Below are 18,640 nucleotides of genomic sequence, written 5' to 3'. Positions count from 1 at the left end.
TTGCAGGAGGTGGACGCTGTATGTCTGATAATGTATATGAAGATTATATCCAGCACTTACATCATCAAATTAATACGTATAAAAAAATGATTCAAAGCTACAAAGAGAATGATTTAGAGCAGGAATACATTGATTTAATGGATAAATACCAAAAGTTAGAGGAGAAAAACGTCGAGAAGGAAGAACTGCTGGCACAAGAGACAGAAAGAAGCGAACAGCTTTCTCTTCAATTAAGCAGCGCATATAATGAAGCAAGTTTGTTAAATGAGCAGATTCAAAAATGGCAGACCGATTTCGCTCAAAAAGAGGAACAATATAGGGACATGTGCAAAGAGAAAGAACGGCTCGCGGTCGAGCTGCAGCATATACGCGAAGAATATGTTCCTTATGAAAAACTGACAGACACCCTAAACTCTCTTGATCAGACAAAGCAAGAGAAAGAAGCCCTGTTAGCTGAAAATAAGCGGATGACTCATCAGCTAGCTGAACAAGACAAGGAAACCAAAACATACAAAGAGCAGATGGAGAGGCTTTCTTTCAAGCTGAAGGCACAAGAAGAAAAAGAAGAACTATATGATGAAATGCGTAAAGAGAAAGAGAATCTGGAATTAGAACTAGAATATATGCGTGAGAAATACATCCCCTACGAAGAGCTGGAGGGTATTTCAAACGCTCTTGATAAAGCCAATCAAGAAAAAGAAGAACTGTTAATTGAGAATCAACGGATCACCAATCAGCTGGCTAAACAAAGTATAGAGGCAAAAACGTATAAAGAGCAGTTGGAGATGATTTCTTCCCAGCTGAAAACGCAGGAAGCGAGAGAAAAGAAGTTACTAGCAGAGGAAAGACAGCAAAATGAACAGCTTTCCCTTCAATTACACAATACATCTCATAAAGCCAATTTATTAAGCGAACAAATTCAAAAATGGCAGAGCGATTTTACCGAGAAGGAAAAACTATATGAAGAAATTCTAAATGAAAAAGAACAGCTGGAGATAGAATTACAGCATATACGGGAAAATTATATTCCTTATGAAAAATTAGAAAAAACTTTAAACACCCTTAACAAGGTAAAACAGGAAAAAATGAATTTGCTGACAGATAACGAGCAGATGGCCAGCCAGCTATCTAAGCAAAACAGGAAAGCTGAAGCTTTGAAAAATGAACTGGAGGATCTTTCTTCTAAATTAACTAAAGAAAAAGCTCAGCATGCTTTCTTGCGAGAAGAGCACGCAGAAATCAAGCGGATGAAAGACGAGATAGAAAAAACAAAAGAAAAATTAGAAAAAGAACGTTCCGAACTTAAAGAATCCTTTCTCAAACTCGAAAAGGAGTATGAAGAAGCCCTCGGCAATCCTGAAGCCAAAGAAAAACAGGAGCTGATAAACAGCGAGAATACAGATAAAAAGGAGAATGATCAGTCAGACCCTTCCCTGCTGACAAAACAGAAATCGAAGGGACACATCGATCTCGGAGGCAATCCGTACGCTTTTCTCTTTGAAACTTATCTTAAAGATTATTTATTCTTCAACAAACACTTATTAGAAAATACCCTCATGCAGGAGCAAATTTTGAGAGAAGCGGCTATGCATGAGAAAGATTCACAAAAAAAGGAGGAACCAATAGTACACATGAATGAAGTAAATCAAAATATAGAGATGCTTAAACAAAGCGGGAACATTGAGCAGCCAGCGATTTCATCCTATGCACAGCAAACAAGCGAAAAACCCGCCCAGGCCCAGGATGTTACCCAAGAAAGTTTCATCCAAGTTTTATTGGAACAAAAAGAATTAATATTGAATTTACAAGAACAAATAAAAGAGTTGAAAACGAGTATACCAGAAAAACAAAAAGGTGGTTTCCTGGAGGAAGATCATTCTAACAATTCGTCATCTAAATCCGTCACCTTCCGAGATTTACAAGGAGCCTCCGTTATGCAACCTGTCATAGGAAATAAAGCAAATAAATACCGCGGCGAGGTGGAACAATTTCAAAGAAATCTAATGAATGTTAACAAACTAGGGCTAGATTCTAAAAAGAGTGGAAGCACTCATGAAAATCAATTATACAACAAGGAAACCAACCATTGGAGCGGCAAGGGACCTTATGTTATTAACCTCCCTCCTATTCAAGCAAACTCATCCGCTCCTTTGCCAAAAGTCAAAAGCAGCGAGAAATCTGAAAGTGATTCTGATGACATCAGCACGCCTGCGCCATCAAATGAAAGAACACCTACTAATAACAAGCGAACCATCCAAAAACCAAATCCTTCCCCAGTTCCTACAGCCGACACACCTGACTTCGCTACCGTTAAAAGCGAACCATTAGGCCCATCTAAAAGTAGTTCTCATTTAGAGCTTCAGGCTGACTTTTCCGCCGGAAAAGAGATAACAGCTAAGAAAAAGCTTGAGAGCTCTGAACAAAACAAGAAAGAAACACAGCCCTTAGATGCCAAATATAATGAAGCCAGCTCAGCTGCTTTAGAGCATTTAGATTCAGAGCGGCCTTCCAGAACCTATCGAATCGTTTCAACCTATGAAAGAAAGGCCTCTACACTGGATAAGGAACCCTCTTTGGATCCGATCGCTGGGAAGGCAACAGAAAACCAAGAGATAAGCAAGCAAACAAGCAAATCGCAACAGGCAGAAAACAATGAAGCAACCAAACAAATAATCAAGCTGAAACAGGAAGAAGACTCTAAAGCGAATAAACCAACGATCAAAGCGGAACAAATGGAAGCCACTAAAGTGAGTAAACCAACGGCCAAAGCAGAACAAACAGACGCCACTAAAGCGAGTAAATCAACGGCCAAAGCAGAGCAAACAGACGCCAGCAAAGCGAATAAACAGATGCTCAAAGCGGAGCAAACAGAGGCCAGCAAAGCAAATAAACAGATGCTCAAAGCGGAGCAAATGGAAGCCAGTAAAACGAATAAGCAAATAATGAAAGCGGAACAGGCAGAGGCCGGTCCGTCAACTGTGAGACACAAACAGGAAGACCCGAGTAAGACAAGAAGAAAATCTCTATTTCAACTTGTATGGGATAAAATCACATGAAAACCGATGCATTACACATCCCTCTCTCTGTCTATAACGAGATGGTGCAGCATGGGCTTGAAGAACTCCCTTATGAAGCGTGTGGAATTCTATCCGGCCGGGAAAAACAGGTCAGCACCTTATGGAAGCTTCAAAATGAAAAAAGAGCGAGGAACAGCTATTTTGTTAGTGCCCAAACGGTATCTGCTGTATTAGATGAAATAAATGGCAATGGTGAAAAGCCCATTGCCATTTACCATACCCATCCCACTGCAAAAGCTGTGCCTTCTCAAATAGATATTGACTGCCACCCTCATTCAAGCATCTATATGATTATTATTTCTTACCAGAAGAAGATTCCTGTCGCCCGCTGCTTTTTCATCTTAGAAAAAAGTTTCCAGGAACTCTTATTGAAAATTGAGTAAGAAAAAACGGTTCACCTATCTTTTATGAAGATGTGCAATTGTCCAAACCATTATTTCCCTCTTCTCATAGGATATCATGTAAGCAGATTCACAATACACCTTCCACGGTCTTAAATGCTTTATTGATCTCATCTGAATTTGCCTACAAAAATAAAATTATAGGAAAGGATTGTATTCGTATGGCATTTGGTAACCAATGGGGCTCTTCTGGTAAACGTTGTAAGCCTGTTGTTAAACAAGACGATTGGAGGGGATGTGATCGTAAGCACGATGACTGGAATGACTCAGGTTCTTCCTGCGATTCCTGTGGACATAAGCATTCGCATTGCAACTGTCATTTCAAGTCGATTAATAAACCCGTCCACTTAAACAGCGACTGTGTATTGGTTAACTCAGTGGTGTGCACGAAGACTGTACAAAAAGTAGCTGAAGTCGTACTTCCTATTACTGTGTTTGCTGGTTTAGGTGCTCTTGAAGATCTTGTTGCTGTAGATGTTGTGCCTAATTTAGCTGGCGTGACAATGAACGCGAGCGTCATTAGAGACAAAGTTGTTAACATTGGGGTTATCCCTGCAACTATTACGGTAACGATTGCAGGAGTTGCTCTTCCTGTTACTCTTACAACTTCTCTCCCATTCCAAGAGCATACAGATTGTCCTGGTGCTTGTCCTGGAGATACATTGACAGAAACTCCACTTGAAGTAGAAGGCATCTTCGTTCAACCAGGCGTACCAGTCGTTGGAATTACTGGTGTAACTCTTGTAGAAGGTATTTTATTCAAGATCATTCTGCGTACAACACTCACTGTTACTCGCCCGCTTATCGCAAAATCAAACAATCTTAACTTTGACTGCTTGCAAGATGTAAATCCGCATCGCTGTGAAACAACAACTACTCCTACAACAATTCAATTTCCAACCCCTCCTGGCGGAGGTCTTCTAGGCGGTGGCGGTGGCGGCGGATTGCCAACACCATAAAATCCAATTACTCTTTCTTTAGCATCTAGGGAAGACTATTCACTCTGCTCAAATCAAACACAAAATAAAAACAGCCGTTTAGTTTATCTAACGGCTGTTTTTTTCTTTATTCACAAGTTTCAAAACCATTTTATCCTTTAAAGGAAATTGAACCGTCAAAAAGAAGAATATTTTTTCTGTTATTTATTTTCCTGTCCCTCTTCCTCGTCATAAGCAATCAATACAATATTCTCTCCAATTTCCTGCCTTAATTCCTTTTCCAGCGACTGCACTTTTTGCAAATGGTTTTCGTTCAGGTCCGCAACAGGAAAACGTTCGTATACACTCATTTTCACGGGCTCCTTTCGTTTATGCTGCTCTTTATTTTGCCCGCCTGCCTGAGCATTATGCAGTCCCGCTGCTCATTTGATTTTTGAATAAATACACGTGTTCCTCAGTTCTTTCCCGTCGACCGATACATCGTCATGACGCAAAGTGCCTTCTAAATGAAAGCCAAGCTTTTCAGGGATCGCCCGGCTCTTGCTATTTTTTTCATCGCAGCGAATCTCCACCCGGCGTGCCTGTAACACGTCAAGGGCAAAATCCGTGAGCGCGTCAACCGCTTCCGCGATATAGCCGTTACCGCTTTGGCGTGTATCAATCCAATAACCGATTTCAAATTTTGGCACGCTCCAGTTCATGCGATGCAAGCCTGTTGAGCCGATAAATTCTCCCGTTTCTTTATTAAAAATGTGAAAGCGCAAATCCTTACGTGTTAAAAATTCAGCATGAGCCTCTCTTACATTAGCCTCCGTTTCATCTAAGCTTTGTTTGTGCCTAGCAAACGGCAGCCAGGCTTGCAGCTCCTCCCTCGAAGCGTTTATTGCTTCATGCACCACTTTTCCATCTCCCGGCTTTGGCATTCTAATGAAGAGCCGTTTGGAATAAAGCTCACTTGGAAAATCCAGCAAAATCGGTTTCACTTGCATCCCCCCATAATATCCCATCCCTCACAGCACTCTGCTTGAAACGGCATCTATTTCAAAATTATTACATTAATCTGTCTTCTTATCAACAAATAAAAGAAAAACAACTCCACGCATAGAAACTCATTCCATAAAATTAGTTACTTTTGGGGAATAATATGGAGAAACAGTCGAATACTGGTGGTTTTCGCTATTCTCTTTGTCTGAAAATACGCTATAATGAACACAGAATTGAGTTTCACAAGAACGGCTACTTTTATTGGATCATAGGGCAAGCGATATATGAAACGGCCAGCTCTTTCAAGCAGCTAGAAGCTCCGTAGTAAACCAAAAATAACCTGTCTATTCTGTAAATTATTCTATAACCGGAGGTGCCAATCGTGAAGGAAGAATTAGCCTCGTTTTACCAAATTTTCACGACGACGAAAGAAGCCATCGAGCGCTTTATGGATATGCTTGATCCAGTCATTGAACATGCTAAGGATGACCATGAACGTTTGTATTATCACCATATTTACGAAGAGGAAGAGCAGCGGCTGTCCCGGCTTGATGTACTGATTCCACTCATCAGCAGATTTCAGACTGAACAAAATGGCAATGCTTTTTCTCCTAGTAACAACACATTTAATCGCTTGCTGCAGGAATTAAATCTTGAAAAATTCGGCTTACACAATTTTATTGAGCACGTCGATCTTGCCCTCTTTGCCTTCACAGATGAAGAACGACAGACCTTATTAAAGCAGCTCAGAGTGGATGCTTACGAAGGGTATCAATACGTGAAAGAAAAATTAGCCGAAATTAACAAGCGGTTTGACCATGATTATGAAGACCCGCATGCTCACCATGACGAGAAGCATGATCACTTAGCTGCTGTTCCTGATGCTTCGACTCAAAAACCACAAGCCAAAAAACGAAAAGGTTTTACTGTTGGCAGCTTAATCCAATAGGCCCCGCTAAAAAGAGGAGGAAAAAACATGAATAAATCGCAACTATACCCGGATTCTCCGTTAACAGATCAAGACTTTGCCCAGCTCGATCAAACGGTCATCGAAGCTGCACGCAGACAGCTTGTCGGCCGCCGCTTTATTGAACTGTATGGACCGCTGGGAAGAGGCATTCAAAGCGTCTTTAATGATATTTTTGTTGAGAATCATGAAGCAAAAATGGACTTCCAGGGCTCTTTCGATACGGATATTGAGTCTAGCAAGCGCGTCAACTATACGATTCCGATGCTATATAAAGATTTTGTCTTGTACTGGCGTGATTTAGAACAAGCAAAAGTTTTAGACATTCCGATTGACTTTTCAGCTGCTGCTAATGCTGCCCGCGATGTTGCTATCTTAGAAGACCAAATGATTTTTCATGGTTCCAAAGAATTTGATATCCCCGGCTTAATGAATGTAAAAGGCCGGCTGACACATTTAATGGGGAACTGGTATGAGTCCGGGAGTGCCTTCCAAGATATCGTCGACGCTCGAAATAAGCTTTTGGAAATGAATCATAATGGTCCGTACGCACTCGTGTTATCACCTGAATTATATTCTCTTTTGCACCGTGTACATAAAGACACGAATGTGCTGGAGATTGAACATGTTCGCGAACTGATTACGGACGGTGTATTCCAATCCCCTGTGTTAAAAGGCAAAACAGGCGTTCTTGTTAATACAGGCCGCAACAATTTGGATTTGGCTGTATCCGAAGACTTTGAAACGGCTTATTTAGGAGAAGAAGGAATGAATCATCCATTCCGCGTATATGAAACCGTCGTACTGCGCATTAAACGGCCGGCTGCAATTTGCACATTAGTCGATCCGAAAGAATAAAGGGCTGCGTAACGATGAATAACCGGAAATTTACTGTCGGCTCCCTTATTCCAAATCAGCAGACTGCCGAACCGGCCGCGGTCGCATGGCAAACGCAGCAGCCTCCGGAAAAACAATTAAAAACCAGCATTCGTCTGCTGCAAAATGGACAAACCTTTCAGGTGAAGCGTTTCAAAGGCAATTTGTTAGAAGCAGCATTGAAGCAAAATCAGGCTCTTCAATTTAAATGCCGAAAAGGTACGTGCGGCGTCTGCACAGTGAAAGTGATAGAAGGGGCCTCCTTGCTGTCACTGCCAAATGAACAGGAACAAAAGAAGCTAAAGCAGTCTTTAACAGAAGGATATCGGTTAGCCTGCCAAGCAGTCATCTATTAAAAAAGCTGTCCCGCGCCTATGGCCGGGACAGCTTCTTGTTATTAAGCATGTAGTCTGTCATTTAAATGGACAAGTTTGTCTTCCACAGAAAATGGCAAGCAGACATCGTGTTTTTTCAGTTCTTTGACGCTAATATCGCGAACAAGCTGCAATGCTTCTTTTTTAAATGTATGCGTGACAAATCCCTCGTTAATTTCACATAGCTTGCGTAAATATTGTACCGTATCCTGCAGCAGCATTTGCTTTACGTAGCTATTTTCCATCTGACAAATCAGCTTATGCTGCAACCCTTTGATCACCGCTATTTGATCAACATGCGTCATAATGTTCATGCCATCTTCATCGATAAAACAGAGGGAAACGTACTGCCCTTTTGAAAGATCAACATTCGTGAATACTGGATGAACGTACACTTCTCCCGACACCAACTGAATCATACTCGCTTCTGCCACTCCGCCAATTTTACGCTTGTTCGAAATCACTGTATGAATGTCTTTTAGTCCATGCAGCATGTTCATCATTTGTTTATTCGCTCCGTTCTTCAAAATGATACTTTCATTTTAAAGAAAATGATAATCATTGTCAATTAGTTTTTCGTCGGGTCAATTGGTGCGCTCTTTTATCCGCCACTATATTTTATTAGCCCATTCTGAATGTTATTCTCCAGATTCTTCTATTGACTAGCCTAACACTCCACTTTTTCAAACAAAACAGCGGTTCCCACACCGCCGCCGCTCCCTAAAGCGGCGAGTGCATAACGCGCTTCAGGTCTTCTTTGCATTTCATAAAACAGCCGCGTGACTAAAATAGCGCCGGAAGCTGCATACGGGTGTCCTAGAGCAAGAGCTCCTCCTCGGACATTCAATTTGTCGGCAGGGATATCGAGTTCTCGAGCACAGGCTGCTATTTTAACAGCAAAGGCCTCATTAATTTCAACTAAATCGATATCATCCATCCTTAAATGATTACGAGCAAGCAATTGCCGAATAGCTGGTACGGGCGCGATGCCAGGGTGATGAGGATGAACAGCGGCTACCTCGCTGTCAACAAACCGCAGCACCGGCCGGAATTGCCGGACAAGTGCCTCTTGCTCTTCCATAATGAGCACCACGCTGGCTCCATCGTGGATGCCACAGCTATTTACAGCCGTCACTGTGCCGTCTTCTCTTTGAAAGACTGCCTTTGCTCTTTTGGCAAGCTTCGCAATATCCCGCTTTTTGCAAAATTCCTCATCAGCTTTCAAGGAACTAGCTGGGATTATCTCCTCTGTGTAAATCCCCTGTTCAAAAGCTGTCCAGCTTCGCTCATAGCTAATTTTTGTCCATTCATCTTGTTCTTCTCGAGAAATAACATAATCCTGAGCTACATATTCAGCAGCTACTCCCATGTCAGGATCGCCTATATGGTCAGGTGCAAAACGGGCACGGGATGGAAACGGAGTGGTGCTTGTACTTTCTGTTCCACCGGCTAAATAGATCTTTCCTGCTCCACCTTGGATGAAATAGGCGGCCATCCGGATAGCTTCAAGCCCGGCACTGCATTGACGGTCAATCGTCAGGCCCGGCACAGAAAGCGGCAGACCAGCCTGCAGACCAGCCAAACGGGCAATATTTCCACCCGGCCCCACGATGTTTCCTAAAATCACATCGTTTACCTCAGCTTCTATTCCTCTTCCAAGATATTGAAGCAGAGGTGCGGCCAGTTCATGAGGCTGCCATGATTGAAATATTCCATTCTTTTTTCCAACCGGTGTGCGTTTAGCATTTACGATCACTGCTTTATAAATGGGAAGACACTCCTTTTTCCAATTCTTCCTTTAACTTTGCCCGGGCAATTTTTCCGCCTGCTGTCATTGGTATATCCTCCATAAAAAACCATTTCCGCGGGATCTTATAAGAAGCTAACTGTTCCTTGCAAAGTCTTTTTAATGGCTGCTTAGTCGCACGGCCTTTAATCACGGCAGCAACGACTTCTCCCCAATAAGGATCCTTCAGCCCGACAACAGCTGCTAGTTCAACTTCCGGATGCAAAGATAACACCGCTTCAATCTCCTCGGGAAACACATTAATGCCTCCATAGAGTATCATGTTTTTCTCCCGTCCTTTTATGTAAAGAAACCCTTCCTCATCACAGTAGCCCATATCATCGACGGTGCTCCAGCCTTGTGAGTCCTGCAATCGCTGCACTCCGGTTGTAGTTACATACCCGTCGCAAACCAGCTCGCTTTTCACGTATATCTTCCCGGTTTCATAAGAAGCAGCTACTTCCCCGCTTTCTTTGCGAATTTGAATAGCCACGCTATAACAGGGCTTGCCAACCGAATCAGGCCTCTCGCTATTTTCCTCATTGGATAAGACGGTCACAAAGCTTAACTCGCCAGCCCCGTAAAATTCGAACATCTTCAGTTGCGGAAACATCCTCCGTATTTTGCTTTTAGAATCTTTTTCCCATTTAGCACCAGACGAAATAAAAGTCAGCGGCTGCCTCACAATCTGGTCCTGTCTTAACAGGGCCTCGATCATTGTAGGTACAAGATAAACAGCCGTAATCCGATAATTTTGAATGACCTGCAAGGTAGCAGACGGCGAAAACTTTTCTAATAAATAAACGGTGCCGCCTAGAAATAACGTACTGATCGCTCCGTAAAGAAAATGGGAATGGATCAGGGCACCTGGCACGAGCGTGTATTCATTTTCTTTCAATCCAAAATCGTGCCTGTTGCATTTAAAACTGGCAAGCCAGGATTGCTGCGAACGAACAAACGCTTTTGGTGCTCCTGTAGAACCGGAAGTAAACCCCATATAAAAAGGAGTATGACCAGCTATCTCTCTCTGAGATCGTTCCTGTATTTGTTCAATTTCATTTGAAATGCTCTCCCAACTGAAAATGGCGGTATCAATAAAATCAATCTTTTTAGATAAACTCTCTGTTGTCACAATCAAAGACGGAGAACAAACACGAAGCCGCTTGTCCAGTTCATCTCTGCTCCATTTCGGATCTAACGGGACAGCTGTCCATCCTGCTGCCGCCGATCCGGCAAATAATTGTAAAAACGGCAGTCCGTTACTCATAAAAATGCCCACCGTCTTGTTTTCCTGCTCTTTTGAATGGAGCCAGCCGGCTGTTTGAAGAACGAGCTGATGCCATTCCCTCCAGCTCACCTCCCGATCCGGTGTTTTCACCGCCAGTTGATCAGGATGGCGATGAACATGCTCGGAATAAATAGAAGTAATAGATGCCATAATGATTCTTCCTTTCTAAATCAAAAAGCGGCTTATCCTGCTTTAGCAAACTGTTTGGCAACTGCTGTCGACTTTCTTAGCTTATAGACTAAATAAGAAGCGGCTGTAGCTTTGATTAAATCTCCCGGGATATAAACGAGACTAATTTTAATCGTGTGAATAAGCGACAAATCCATAACGAAAGCTTGAACAGGTATACCAAATAAATAAAGGGTAAACACACCGATAGTTAAATTGATGAGCAAAATCTTTCGTAACGTCCATGCTTGAAAGCGAGAAAGTAAAAAACCAAGCAAAGCTGCTACAATTGGATAGCTGAATAAGTAACCGGCGCTTGGCCCGATGAATACTCCAATGCCCCCGCGTCCACCGGATAAAAGCGGCAAGCCGGCAGCTACAAGCAATAGGAAAGTAACCTGACTCATAAACCCAAGTCGAGCGCCTAATACTCCCCCAGCGAGAATAACGCCTAATGTTTGCAATACGATTGGTACGGGAGTAAACGATAGCATAATGGGCGGAACCATTCCAAGTACCGCCATTACGGCTACAAATAAGGCTACATAGGTTATTTCTCGGGTCTTCATGTAAATTCCTCCTTATTCTCCTTATCTAGTAAACTAAAAACACTGTCAGTTTATTAGATAGAAAAATAAAAGTCAACCTAAAATTAATAAGGTTTACATATATATTTTTTACGGGCGATAGCTGACAAATCTCCTTTCAAGCTCTCCATCATCCAGCCGCTGCTCACAGAAAGGGATATAAATGTCAGCAAAAAAGCCGTGCCATTCGTTTGATTTTCAAACGGCACAGCTGATTTCTCTCTCTATAAAATAAAATGACCGGTGCGAGATCGATTTATTTAAGATGGAACCTTATTTCCTTGGCAGCCTCCTCGGCTATTCTTATGGCTTCCTCTTTTGTATCTGAAGAGGTGATCACATACCCATAACGGTCTCCCATTGATAAAGGAGGCTGCAGCATCTTCCCTTTTTTAGGCTTGATAAACACTTCTTCTACCCCCGGAACTCGCAAGCAACGCTTCTTTCCCGTTACTTTTAACAATTCTCCTTTAGAATCAACAGTTAGATAATGAGTATAAACAAATTGGGCATGTTTTCTCTCCAAATCCGGTTCCTGTCCTACAAATAATTTAATCGTTTCTTCAACCAGGTTAATCCCGTAAGCTACCTCAATCATCCGGTTCATGGCCCCGCCTGATATTCGAGGGTTAATCTCAATTAATTTCCATTCGTTTTTGACTAACCTCATTTCTAGATGACAGGCCCCATTCTTCATCCCAAGACTGTCCAAAACGGAGCTTACTGTTCTAAACACATGATTGTAAAATGACTCTTCCATGTCAGCTAACACGCAGTAGCCAGTAACAATAAACCGTTTAAAATAAGTAATCTCTTGTTCAATCACAGCCACAATATGCAATTTTCCATCATGCACTAGAGCTTCAATTAAATATTGAGGACCCTCTAAATATTCTTCTACTAAAATTTCCTCGTTGCCTTTTTTTATTAATTTTTTAATAGACTCTCTTAATTGTTTCTTATTCCTTGCCAATAAAACGTCTTTTGACCCTGTGGATGTAGGTGATTTCACAATAAGGGGGAACGGTTTCTGTTGTTCATTGAGAAAATCGCTTAAGTATTGATCGGTTGTATACCGCGCAAAATACGGGGATACGGGATGGTCTTTAAGAAGTTCCCGGGTTAGGACTTTATCTTCCATCATTCGAATTGGTTCAGAAGAAACAACGCTCGTGCAAAACTCTTCTGTCAAAGCCGCTGCCACCTGAACAAAAGGGTCGATAAAGCTTAAAATAGCTACTATTTGTTTTCCTTGATTTTGTATTTCTTTAATGTTCTCTACTAATTGATCGTGATCGTCCAACTTTGTTAAGATCATCCGATGAACATCTGGAAATTCAAGCCTTTGCTGCAAAAACTGTTCCCTGTCCGTTAATAATACATTAAAAAATCCCAATCTCTCTGCAGCTTTAATGGCTTCTCTGCTTGATCCGGACTTATTGCTTCCAATAAAAATAAGAGTTCTCATTTGTTATATTCCTCTTCCCGCTATCATAGGTTTTCATTAAGGCTTCATTTTTGTGCTTATATAAACAGGATATAAAAAATAGGAAAATTGGTTCTGCATCACTGACAAAATAGGCAATTTTTTGGTGAGTTGATAGGAGGGGGGATGAAATGAAAAATGGTCTTAGTCGGAATGCTTCATCATCGGAAAGATCCTGAAAAGGTCAGGAGAGCCTATGCTTATGCCGTTGTGGCTAAAGCGGAAGGCATTGATTTTTTTTACTTTACTCCCGGAAAAGTAGATGTAGAGAGAAAGAGAATACAAGGAAAAGTCTATAAGAATGGCCATTGGGTTGATAAGGAATTTCCTTATCCGGATGTAGTGATTAATTCGAGCTCTCCTATGAACGATAAGGCTGCGAGGGTAGTTGATGAGTTATCTTACACTATTCCATTTACAAGCCTCTCCATTGGAAATAAATGGTCTGTGCATAAGCGACTTGAGCGAGGAAAAGACTTTGCCTCTTTTCTTATTCCTACTTATCATTTAACGACTGATATTAGATGGATGGACATGATTGAGCAATATTCAAAGATCATTATTAAACCAGTGTCTGGCCATCAGGGCAACGGAATTATCTTTATTGAGGTTCATGGAAAAGACCGTTATAGAGTGAATAACCAAGGTCATATTGTCATGAATACTAAAGAAGAACTGATGAAGCTTGTCCACTCGAAAATACAGGAGCAAGTCTATATCATCCAGCCATTTATTTCTTGCCAAATAAAGACCGGCCATGTATACGATTTCAGATTGCATGTACAAAAGAATGGAGAAGGAAAATGGGTGATTACCTCCATCTATCCACGGATAGGCAAATTGGGAACCATTACGTCAAATATGGGCAGTGGCGGCTATACCGCTTTTTTAGATGATTTTCTAAAGGCCGAGTTTAATGATTCCTGGTATGATATTAAGCGGGAGCTGGAATGGTTCGCCGTAAATTTCCCTGTCCACTTCGATTCTTTATATGACCACAGTTCTTTTGATGAATTAGGGATTGATGTCGGCATTGATGAAAAAAGAAAATTGTGGCTGTTTGAAGTGAATTGGCGTCCCGGTCCCCCAGTCATTTTTAATTTAGAATTGGATGTAGCCCGAAACGCTATCCATTATGCCGCTTATTTAGCAAAGAATGTGTAGTAGAATAAGAACACCGCCATACGGATAACCAAAATGGCGGTGTTTCTCTTGATTTATAGATAATCTTTCGGAGAGCGTCTATTTGCATTTTGACTCGATGTCTGGTAAAGGACGCTCTATTAATTGAGAAGGCAGGAATTGAATCGCACAGAAACAGGTCAAGTCCACAGTTAAGCAAAAATTAGTCTCCAGTAACGAAAATACTTCTGAAAATGACGCCACTCTGCATCCATCGATACCTATCGGTTCCAAAACAGATAAAGTTGCACAAGCGCCGTCGGCATGTAAAGTCTTTAAGGTAAAGAAGGAAGAAAGCAGCCAATCGCCCTCTCCCTCCTCCATGCCCTTTCCTACAAACAGGTTTCCCCGGTTCATATATAATAAAAAAGGAAGGCTACTTTTTTCTTTATCCAAGGTAAAGAAAGAGCTCTCATCTTCAAGCCACTCTTCCTCTTTTAATAAGGTGGCCATTAATTCATATATACAACTTTTTGAGACAGAAGAATTGTAGTTACTCAACGTTTTTCCTCCTTTCCATAATGTTTGCCATTATATAGGTTTAAGATGAAAGTGAATATGGCTGGCAGCCTTTAACGCAATTTCCTTTGCCTCGCTCTCCGTCCTGCCCTTCGCTAACACATAACCGTACCGATGCCCCATCGACAAAGGAGGGGTTAATGTTTGGCCATTTTTAGGTTTTATATAAATTTCAATGACACCTGGTTCTTTCCTAGCCTCATTTCTTCCGGTTACTTTTAAAAGTGTGCCGACTAGATGAACCGTCATGTAATGGGCATATACATGATTTTTATGCTTCCGCACTAATAAGGGCTCATTCCCTAAATAAATTTTCAATATTTGTTCCACGTAGCTAAACCCGTATGCTTCTTCCACGAGCTTATTCATTATTCCTCCGGAAATACGTGGATTGATCTCAATTAGCTTCCACTCCCCCTCTACCCACCTCAATTCTAAATGACAATTTCCATTTTCTACATCCAACTCACTAATAATTTCCCGTGAGGTTTCAATCAAGCGGTTATACATTTCTTTATTACGATTCAAGACCACGCTATATCCTGTCACAATAAATCTTTTTCTCCTTGTAATCTCCTGTTCGACTACAGCCGCAATGTGAATAGTGCCCTCAAAAACAATCGCTTCAACAATGAACTGCGGTCCTTCAAGATACTCCTCAATAAGAATCTCTTCCCCCGGATACCTCTTACGCAAATATTTGATGCGATTTCTCAGCTCATACTCATTTTCAATAAAAAAAACATCCTTTGATCCAGCGGAGTTAGGCATCTTGACCACAAGAGGGTATCTTCCTTTAAGAAGGCAAGTAACTGGATGAATCGATTCATTTTCTTGAACAATTAAATAATAGGGGGAATACTTTTTTTCTTTTAAACAGGCTCTCATTCGTGCTTTGTTTTCCATTATTTTTATGCTTTCTACAGATAAATTTGTGTGACAGAGATGATTTGAAAGCTCTGCTGCAATGTGAACATAAGGATCAATAAAGCTTATAATGCCAACCACCTGATAGGTAGATCGAATGTTCATTATCGCTTCTTCAATGCTTTCCTTCTGTTTTAAGTTCACAGCATGCATTTCATCCACTTCCGTAAATTCCTTGTTTTTCTCAAGAATGCTCGCCCGATTCGTTAACAGATGGGTAAAAAACCCCATCTCTTTTGCTGCTTTGATCCCCTCGCGGCTCGATCCTGACTGATTCGTATCTAAAAAAATAATCGCTTTCATTTTTCCAACGTGCCTCCATGTAAAGTCCGAATAAATACGTATATTGTACACTTGTCTATGATGCATCTTATTCAATTTACTTTTAAAATGAATAGTCATAAATACTATAAATAGAGATTATTGCTCATCGATAATTAAAAAGGAATATTTTTCATATACAGATAGACAAAGTTACGCACAGATGTCCAAGCAATCAGCTCGAATAGTCATACTATATAATGTACGATCACTAAAAATTAAAGAAAGGAGTAACCCGTTTGAAACCTCTAGCCTTAGAGGCGATATTAACTTCAATGGGAATCAAGCCGGACAAGGCCCATCAAGGCGTGTCTATCTCCAACGTTACCCATAACAAGTTTTATCCAGGAAACCACACGTTATATTTTCGGAGAAGCGGAAGGATATTTCTGGATGGGGAAAAGTTTAAGAAGTTTACAAGTTTTTATATAGTAACCGATTCATCTTTCTCCAACATGGACAAATTAAGACCCGAACAAATTATAATGGTGGACGATGTAATGAAGGCCTTCTTTACATTCACTTCTTACTACCGTCATTTATTTGATATTCCTGTTGTGGCTATCACCGGCACTTGTGGAAAAACAACAACGAAAGAAATGCTTAAACATATTTTACAAAAAGACTACAAGGTCCAAGCAACCGTTTCCAATAAAAACGCCGGCTGTTACAACCTTCCTTATTTGATGGGTATCGATGAAGAAACGGATGCCGCTATTATAGAAGCAGCCGTCGCCGAACCCGGTCATATGATGGAAACCTGTAAATATTTCTTTCCAACAATAGGTGTCATGACCATGATTGATGTTGATCATACAGATCACTTCCGCTCATTTAGAGAGTATGTAAGAGAAAAAGAAAAATTGATAAGGGGGCTCAATAATAAAGGAACGCTTATTATTAATGCCGATGATCCTCACATTCTATCCATGGATTTCTCTAAATATCGAGGCAAATTAATAACTTTTGGAAAAGATAAAAAGGCTGATTGGCGGATAAAAGACATGTATTCTCATAAAAACAAGACCTATTTCAAGGTCAATTATAGGGGGAAATCGTATACGGGATCCGTTCCTGGATTAGGAGAACATAACGTTTACAATGCTGTCGCTTCTATTGCAACAGCCAGAGAAATGGGAATGAAGGTTACCTCCGCTATAAAAAGATTAGCATCCTTTGAGCATTTGAGTTCTCATTTTGAGATTATTGAAGGTCGAAACAAAACCGTTCTTATCGATGATACATGGAAATCGAATCCCGCTTCCTTAAAAAGTGGTTTACTATCTTTAGTAGATATGGCTCATTCTTCACAAAGAACCATTGCTGTTTTAGGAAGAATGGCTGAACTTGGAATCTACGCGGATGAAGAATATAAAAAAATCGGTCAGCTACTGAAAGAGATAGGAATAGATGTGCTCATTACAAAAGGTTTTTTTGCAAAAGATATTGCCAAGTCAGCCATTCGCGCAGGAATGAAAAAAGACAATATTTATCACTTTTCTGAGGAAGAAGAAATGAAAAGCTTTTTGGACACCTTCTTACAACCTAATGACATTGTATATTTTAAAACTGACGATACAGACCATGTGTTTGACCGGATCATTCGACATTTAAAACGTTGAGAAGTATGAATAGACAACAGCTAAAAAAGGATGCCAGCAAACTAAGATTTGCTGGCATCCTTTCTTTGTAACAAGTTCCTTTCATGAGGCAGCGTGAAAGGAAAAGGGCTCTCTCCTAAAAAAGCTTCGCTAATCGAAATTTTTTCGTGTAAATAAAATGAAGATGTGTTAAAATTGATCAATCATGACCAAATGGTCAAATTGGAAACCGAATGGTTGGGAAAAAAAGATGAACGAAAAGAAACGGAAAATACTCATTACTGCCATGAAGCTTTTCTCTCAAAAAAGCTTTCATCAAACATCGATGCAGCAAGTAGCTGATATATGCGGGATATCCAAGGGCAGCCTGTATACTTATTTCAAATCAAAAGAAGAGCTCCTATTAGACATTTTTTCTTATTATTACCAACTTCTAAGCGATCAGCTTGCCGCCTCTTCGAAAGATGGTGACACGCCGCGGGAAGTTTTCATTCATGAAATTGCAATTCGCATTCAACATTATTGGAAGTTCCAGGAGTTTTTCCTTATGCAAATGAATGAGTTAAGTGGATTGGAAGATAAGTCGCTGAATCAATATGTTCGCCAGGAAAACGCCAAAATTTTGCGCAGAACAGAAAAAGGAATCGTTTCTGTATTCGGTGAGGAGATCGTTCCGTATGCAGCTGATTTAACAGCTACCTTAAAAGGAATGTTCACTTCATATATGCGTGGGGTGATGGAAGAGGGGAACGCTTGTGACTTCCATAAGCTCGCTCATTTTTTATTTTTTCAGCTTGAAGCAGCAGCTCAAGCACTGATCGAAAAACGGCCGGAGCCATTTTTCGTAACCCCTCTCTTACAGGAGCTCACAGACAGACAGAAGGAAGAAACGGTACATCCGCTCTATATCTTACGAAAATTAAAAGAAACGGCTGCAGCTCAAGAAGAAGCAATCATTGCAGAATCTATAGAAATAATGGAAAAGGAATTGAGAGAATTAAAGCCAAGACCAGCGCTTTTGACAGGGATGATTCGTAACTTGAAAGAAAATGAAGAACTGGCCCCATTGGCCGGGGAACTTGAGAGAATGATTCGTTTATATCCATCGTAACACCGATTTAGTAAGTAAAGAGAGTAAAAAGAAAGCAGGTTGATCCT

The 18,640-nt window shown here is 40.9% G+C and carries 19 protein-coding genes; 9 read left to right on the top strand and 10 right to left on the bottom strand.

Going from position 1 to position 18,640, the window contains the following annotated elements:
* Positions 1-20: 20 nt before the first annotated feature.
* The 3 genes from ACH0BF_RS22455 to ACH0BF_RS22445 all read left to right on the top strand — a co-directional run bounded on the left by ACH0BF_RS22455 (position 21) and on the right by ACH0BF_RS22445 (position 4,437).
* On the top strand, positions 21-3,056 hold the full coding sequence (locus tag ACH0BF_RS22455; protein ID WP_340853027.1) for a coiled-coil domain-containing protein: 3,036 nt from the start codon (positions 21-23) through the stop codon (positions 3,054-3,056).
* Positions 3,053-3,460: a M67 family metallopeptidase gene (locus ACH0BF_RS22450; protein ID WP_340853026.1), complete on the top strand. Its 408-nt coding sequence runs from the start codon at positions 3,053-3,055 to the stop codon at positions 3,458-3,460. Before ACH0BF_RS22455 ends, ACH0BF_RS22450 begins: the two co-directional genes overlap by 4 nt.
* A 179-nt stretch (positions 3,461-3,639) precedes the next feature.
* Entirely contained in the window at positions 3,640-4,437 is a 798-nt protein-coding gene (locus ACH0BF_RS22445) for a hypothetical protein (RefSeq protein ID WP_340853024.1), read from the top strand.
* A 179-nt stretch (positions 4,438-4,616) separates the two neighbouring features.
* Here the strand turns inward: ACH0BF_RS22445 and ACH0BF_RS22440 are convergent, their stop codons facing one another.
* Both ACH0BF_RS22440 and ACH0BF_RS22435 read right to left on the bottom strand, forming a co-directional pair.
* Complete coding sequence (locus tag ACH0BF_RS22440) at positions 4,617-4,766, bottom strand: hypothetical protein (protein ID WP_182916990.1); 150 nt, start codon at positions 4,764-4,766, stop codon at positions 4,617-4,619.
* A gap of 72 nt (positions 4,767-4,838) precedes the next feature.
* Complete coding sequence (locus tag ACH0BF_RS22435) at positions 4,839-5,405, bottom strand: GNAT family N-acetyltransferase (protein WP_406910333.1); 567 nt, start codon at positions 5,403-5,405, stop codon at positions 4,839-4,841.
* Between the two features lie 377 nt (positions 5,406-5,782).
* Between ACH0BF_RS22435 and ACH0BF_RS22430 the strand changes: the two genes are divergently transcribed.
* The 3 genes from ACH0BF_RS22430 to ACH0BF_RS22420 are packed head-to-tail and all read left to right on the top strand — an operon-like array spanning position 5,783 to position 7,599.
* On the top strand, positions 5,783-6,349 hold the full coding sequence (locus ACH0BF_RS22430; RefSeq protein WP_340853021.1) for an IMEF encapsulin system ferritin-like cargo protein: 567 nt from the start codon (positions 5,783-5,785) through the stop codon (positions 6,347-6,349).
* A 27-nt stretch (positions 6,350-6,376) separates the two neighbouring features.
* The gene (locus ACH0BF_RS22425; protein WP_340853019.1) at positions 6,377-7,225 is read left to right on the top strand and encodes a family 1 encapsulin nanocompartment shell protein; all 849 of its coding nucleotides are present in this window, start codon (positions 6,377-6,379) and stop codon (positions 7,223-7,225) included.
* A gap of 14 nt (positions 7,226-7,239) precedes the next feature.
* Positions 7,240-7,599: a 2Fe-2S iron-sulfur cluster-binding protein gene (locus tag ACH0BF_RS22420; RefSeq protein WP_340853016.1), complete on the top strand. Its 360-nt coding sequence runs from the start codon at positions 7,240-7,242 to the stop codon at positions 7,597-7,599.
* 41 nt (positions 7,600-7,640) lie between these two features.
* Here ACH0BF_RS22420 and ACH0BF_RS22415 read toward each other — a convergent pair whose 3' ends face one another.
* The 6 genes from ACH0BF_RS22415 to ACH0BF_RS22390 form a co-directional block, all read right to left on the bottom strand.
* A complete protein-coding gene (locus ACH0BF_RS22415; protein WP_120033608.1) occupies positions 7,641-8,120 on the bottom strand; it encodes a hypothetical protein in 480 nt (159 codons plus the stop codon).
* A 164-nt stretch (positions 8,121-8,284) separates the two neighbouring features.
* On the bottom strand, positions 8,285-9,373 hold the full coding sequence (locus ACH0BF_RS22410; RefSeq protein ID WP_340853012.1) for an acetyl-CoA C-acyltransferase: 1,089 nt from the start codon (positions 9,371-9,373) through the stop codon (positions 8,285-8,287).
* A gap of 4 nt (positions 9,374-9,377) precedes the next feature.
* Complete coding sequence (locus ACH0BF_RS22405) at positions 9,378-10,841, bottom strand: AMP-binding protein (protein ID WP_406910332.1); 1,464 nt, start codon at positions 10,839-10,841, stop codon at positions 9,378-9,380.
* Positions 10,842-10,873: 32 nt separating this feature from the next.
* The gene (locus ACH0BF_RS22400; protein WP_340853009.1) at positions 10,874-11,428 is read right to left on the bottom strand and encodes a biotin transporter BioY; all 555 of its coding nucleotides are present in this window, start codon (positions 11,426-11,428) and stop codon (positions 10,874-10,876) included.
* Between the two features lie 83 nt (positions 11,429-11,511).
* Positions 11,512-11,655: a hypothetical protein gene (locus tag ACH0BF_RS22395; RefSeq protein WP_182916991.1), complete on the bottom strand. Its 144-nt coding sequence runs from the start codon at positions 11,653-11,655 to the stop codon at positions 11,512-11,514.
* 47 nt (positions 11,656-11,702) lie between these two features.
* Positions 11,703-12,914 (bottom strand): ATP-grasp domain-containing protein, encoded by a 1,212-nt coding sequence (locus tag ACH0BF_RS22390; protein WP_120033615.1) that lies wholly within the window; start codon positions 12,912-12,914, stop codon positions 11,703-11,705.
* Between the two features lie 156 nt (positions 12,915-13,070).
* On the opposite strand from ACH0BF_RS22390, the gene ACH0BF_RS22385 reads away from it, so the two are divergent.
* On the top strand, positions 13,071-14,096 hold the full coding sequence (locus ACH0BF_RS22385; protein ID WP_120033617.1) for a YheC/YheD family endospore coat-associated protein: 1,026 nt from the start codon (positions 13,071-13,073) through the stop codon (positions 14,094-14,096).
* 78 nt (positions 14,097-14,174) lie between these two features.
* Here ACH0BF_RS22385 and ACH0BF_RS22380 read toward each other — a convergent pair whose 3' ends face one another.
* The gene (locus tag ACH0BF_RS22380) at positions 14,175-14,615 is read right to left on the bottom strand and encodes a CotY/CotZ family spore coat protein (protein WP_340853003.1); all 441 of its coding nucleotides are present in this window, start codon (positions 14,613-14,615) and stop codon (positions 14,175-14,177) included.
* Positions 14,616-14,645: 30 nt separating this feature from the next.
* Positions 14,646-15,863: an ATP-grasp domain-containing protein gene (locus tag ACH0BF_RS22375; protein ID WP_340853001.1), complete on the bottom strand. Its 1,218-nt coding sequence runs from the start codon at positions 15,861-15,863 to the stop codon at positions 14,646-14,648.
* A 257-nt stretch (positions 15,864-16,120) separates the two neighbouring features.
* On the opposite strand from ACH0BF_RS22375, the gene ACH0BF_RS22370 reads away from it, so the two are divergent.
* Positions 16,121-17,503, top strand: a complete 1,383-nt coding sequence (locus ACH0BF_RS22370; RefSeq protein ID WP_406910331.1) for a Mur ligase family protein — start codon at positions 16,121-16,123, stop codon at positions 17,501-17,503.
* 229 nt (positions 17,504-17,732) lie between these two features.
* Positions 17,733-18,593, top strand: a complete 861-nt coding sequence (locus ACH0BF_RS22365; protein WP_182916993.1) for a TetR/AcrR family transcriptional regulator — start codon at positions 17,733-17,735, stop codon at positions 18,591-18,593.
* Positions 18,594-18,640 lie beyond the last annotated feature (47 nt).

This window comes from Pseudobacillus sp. 179-B 2D1 NHS, from assembly GCF_045370945.1.
Taxonomy (GTDB): domain Bacteria; phylum Bacillota; class Bacilli; order Bacillales; family Domibacillaceae; genus Pseudobacillus.
This window is presented reverse-complemented; position numbering and strand designations above follow the sequence as displayed.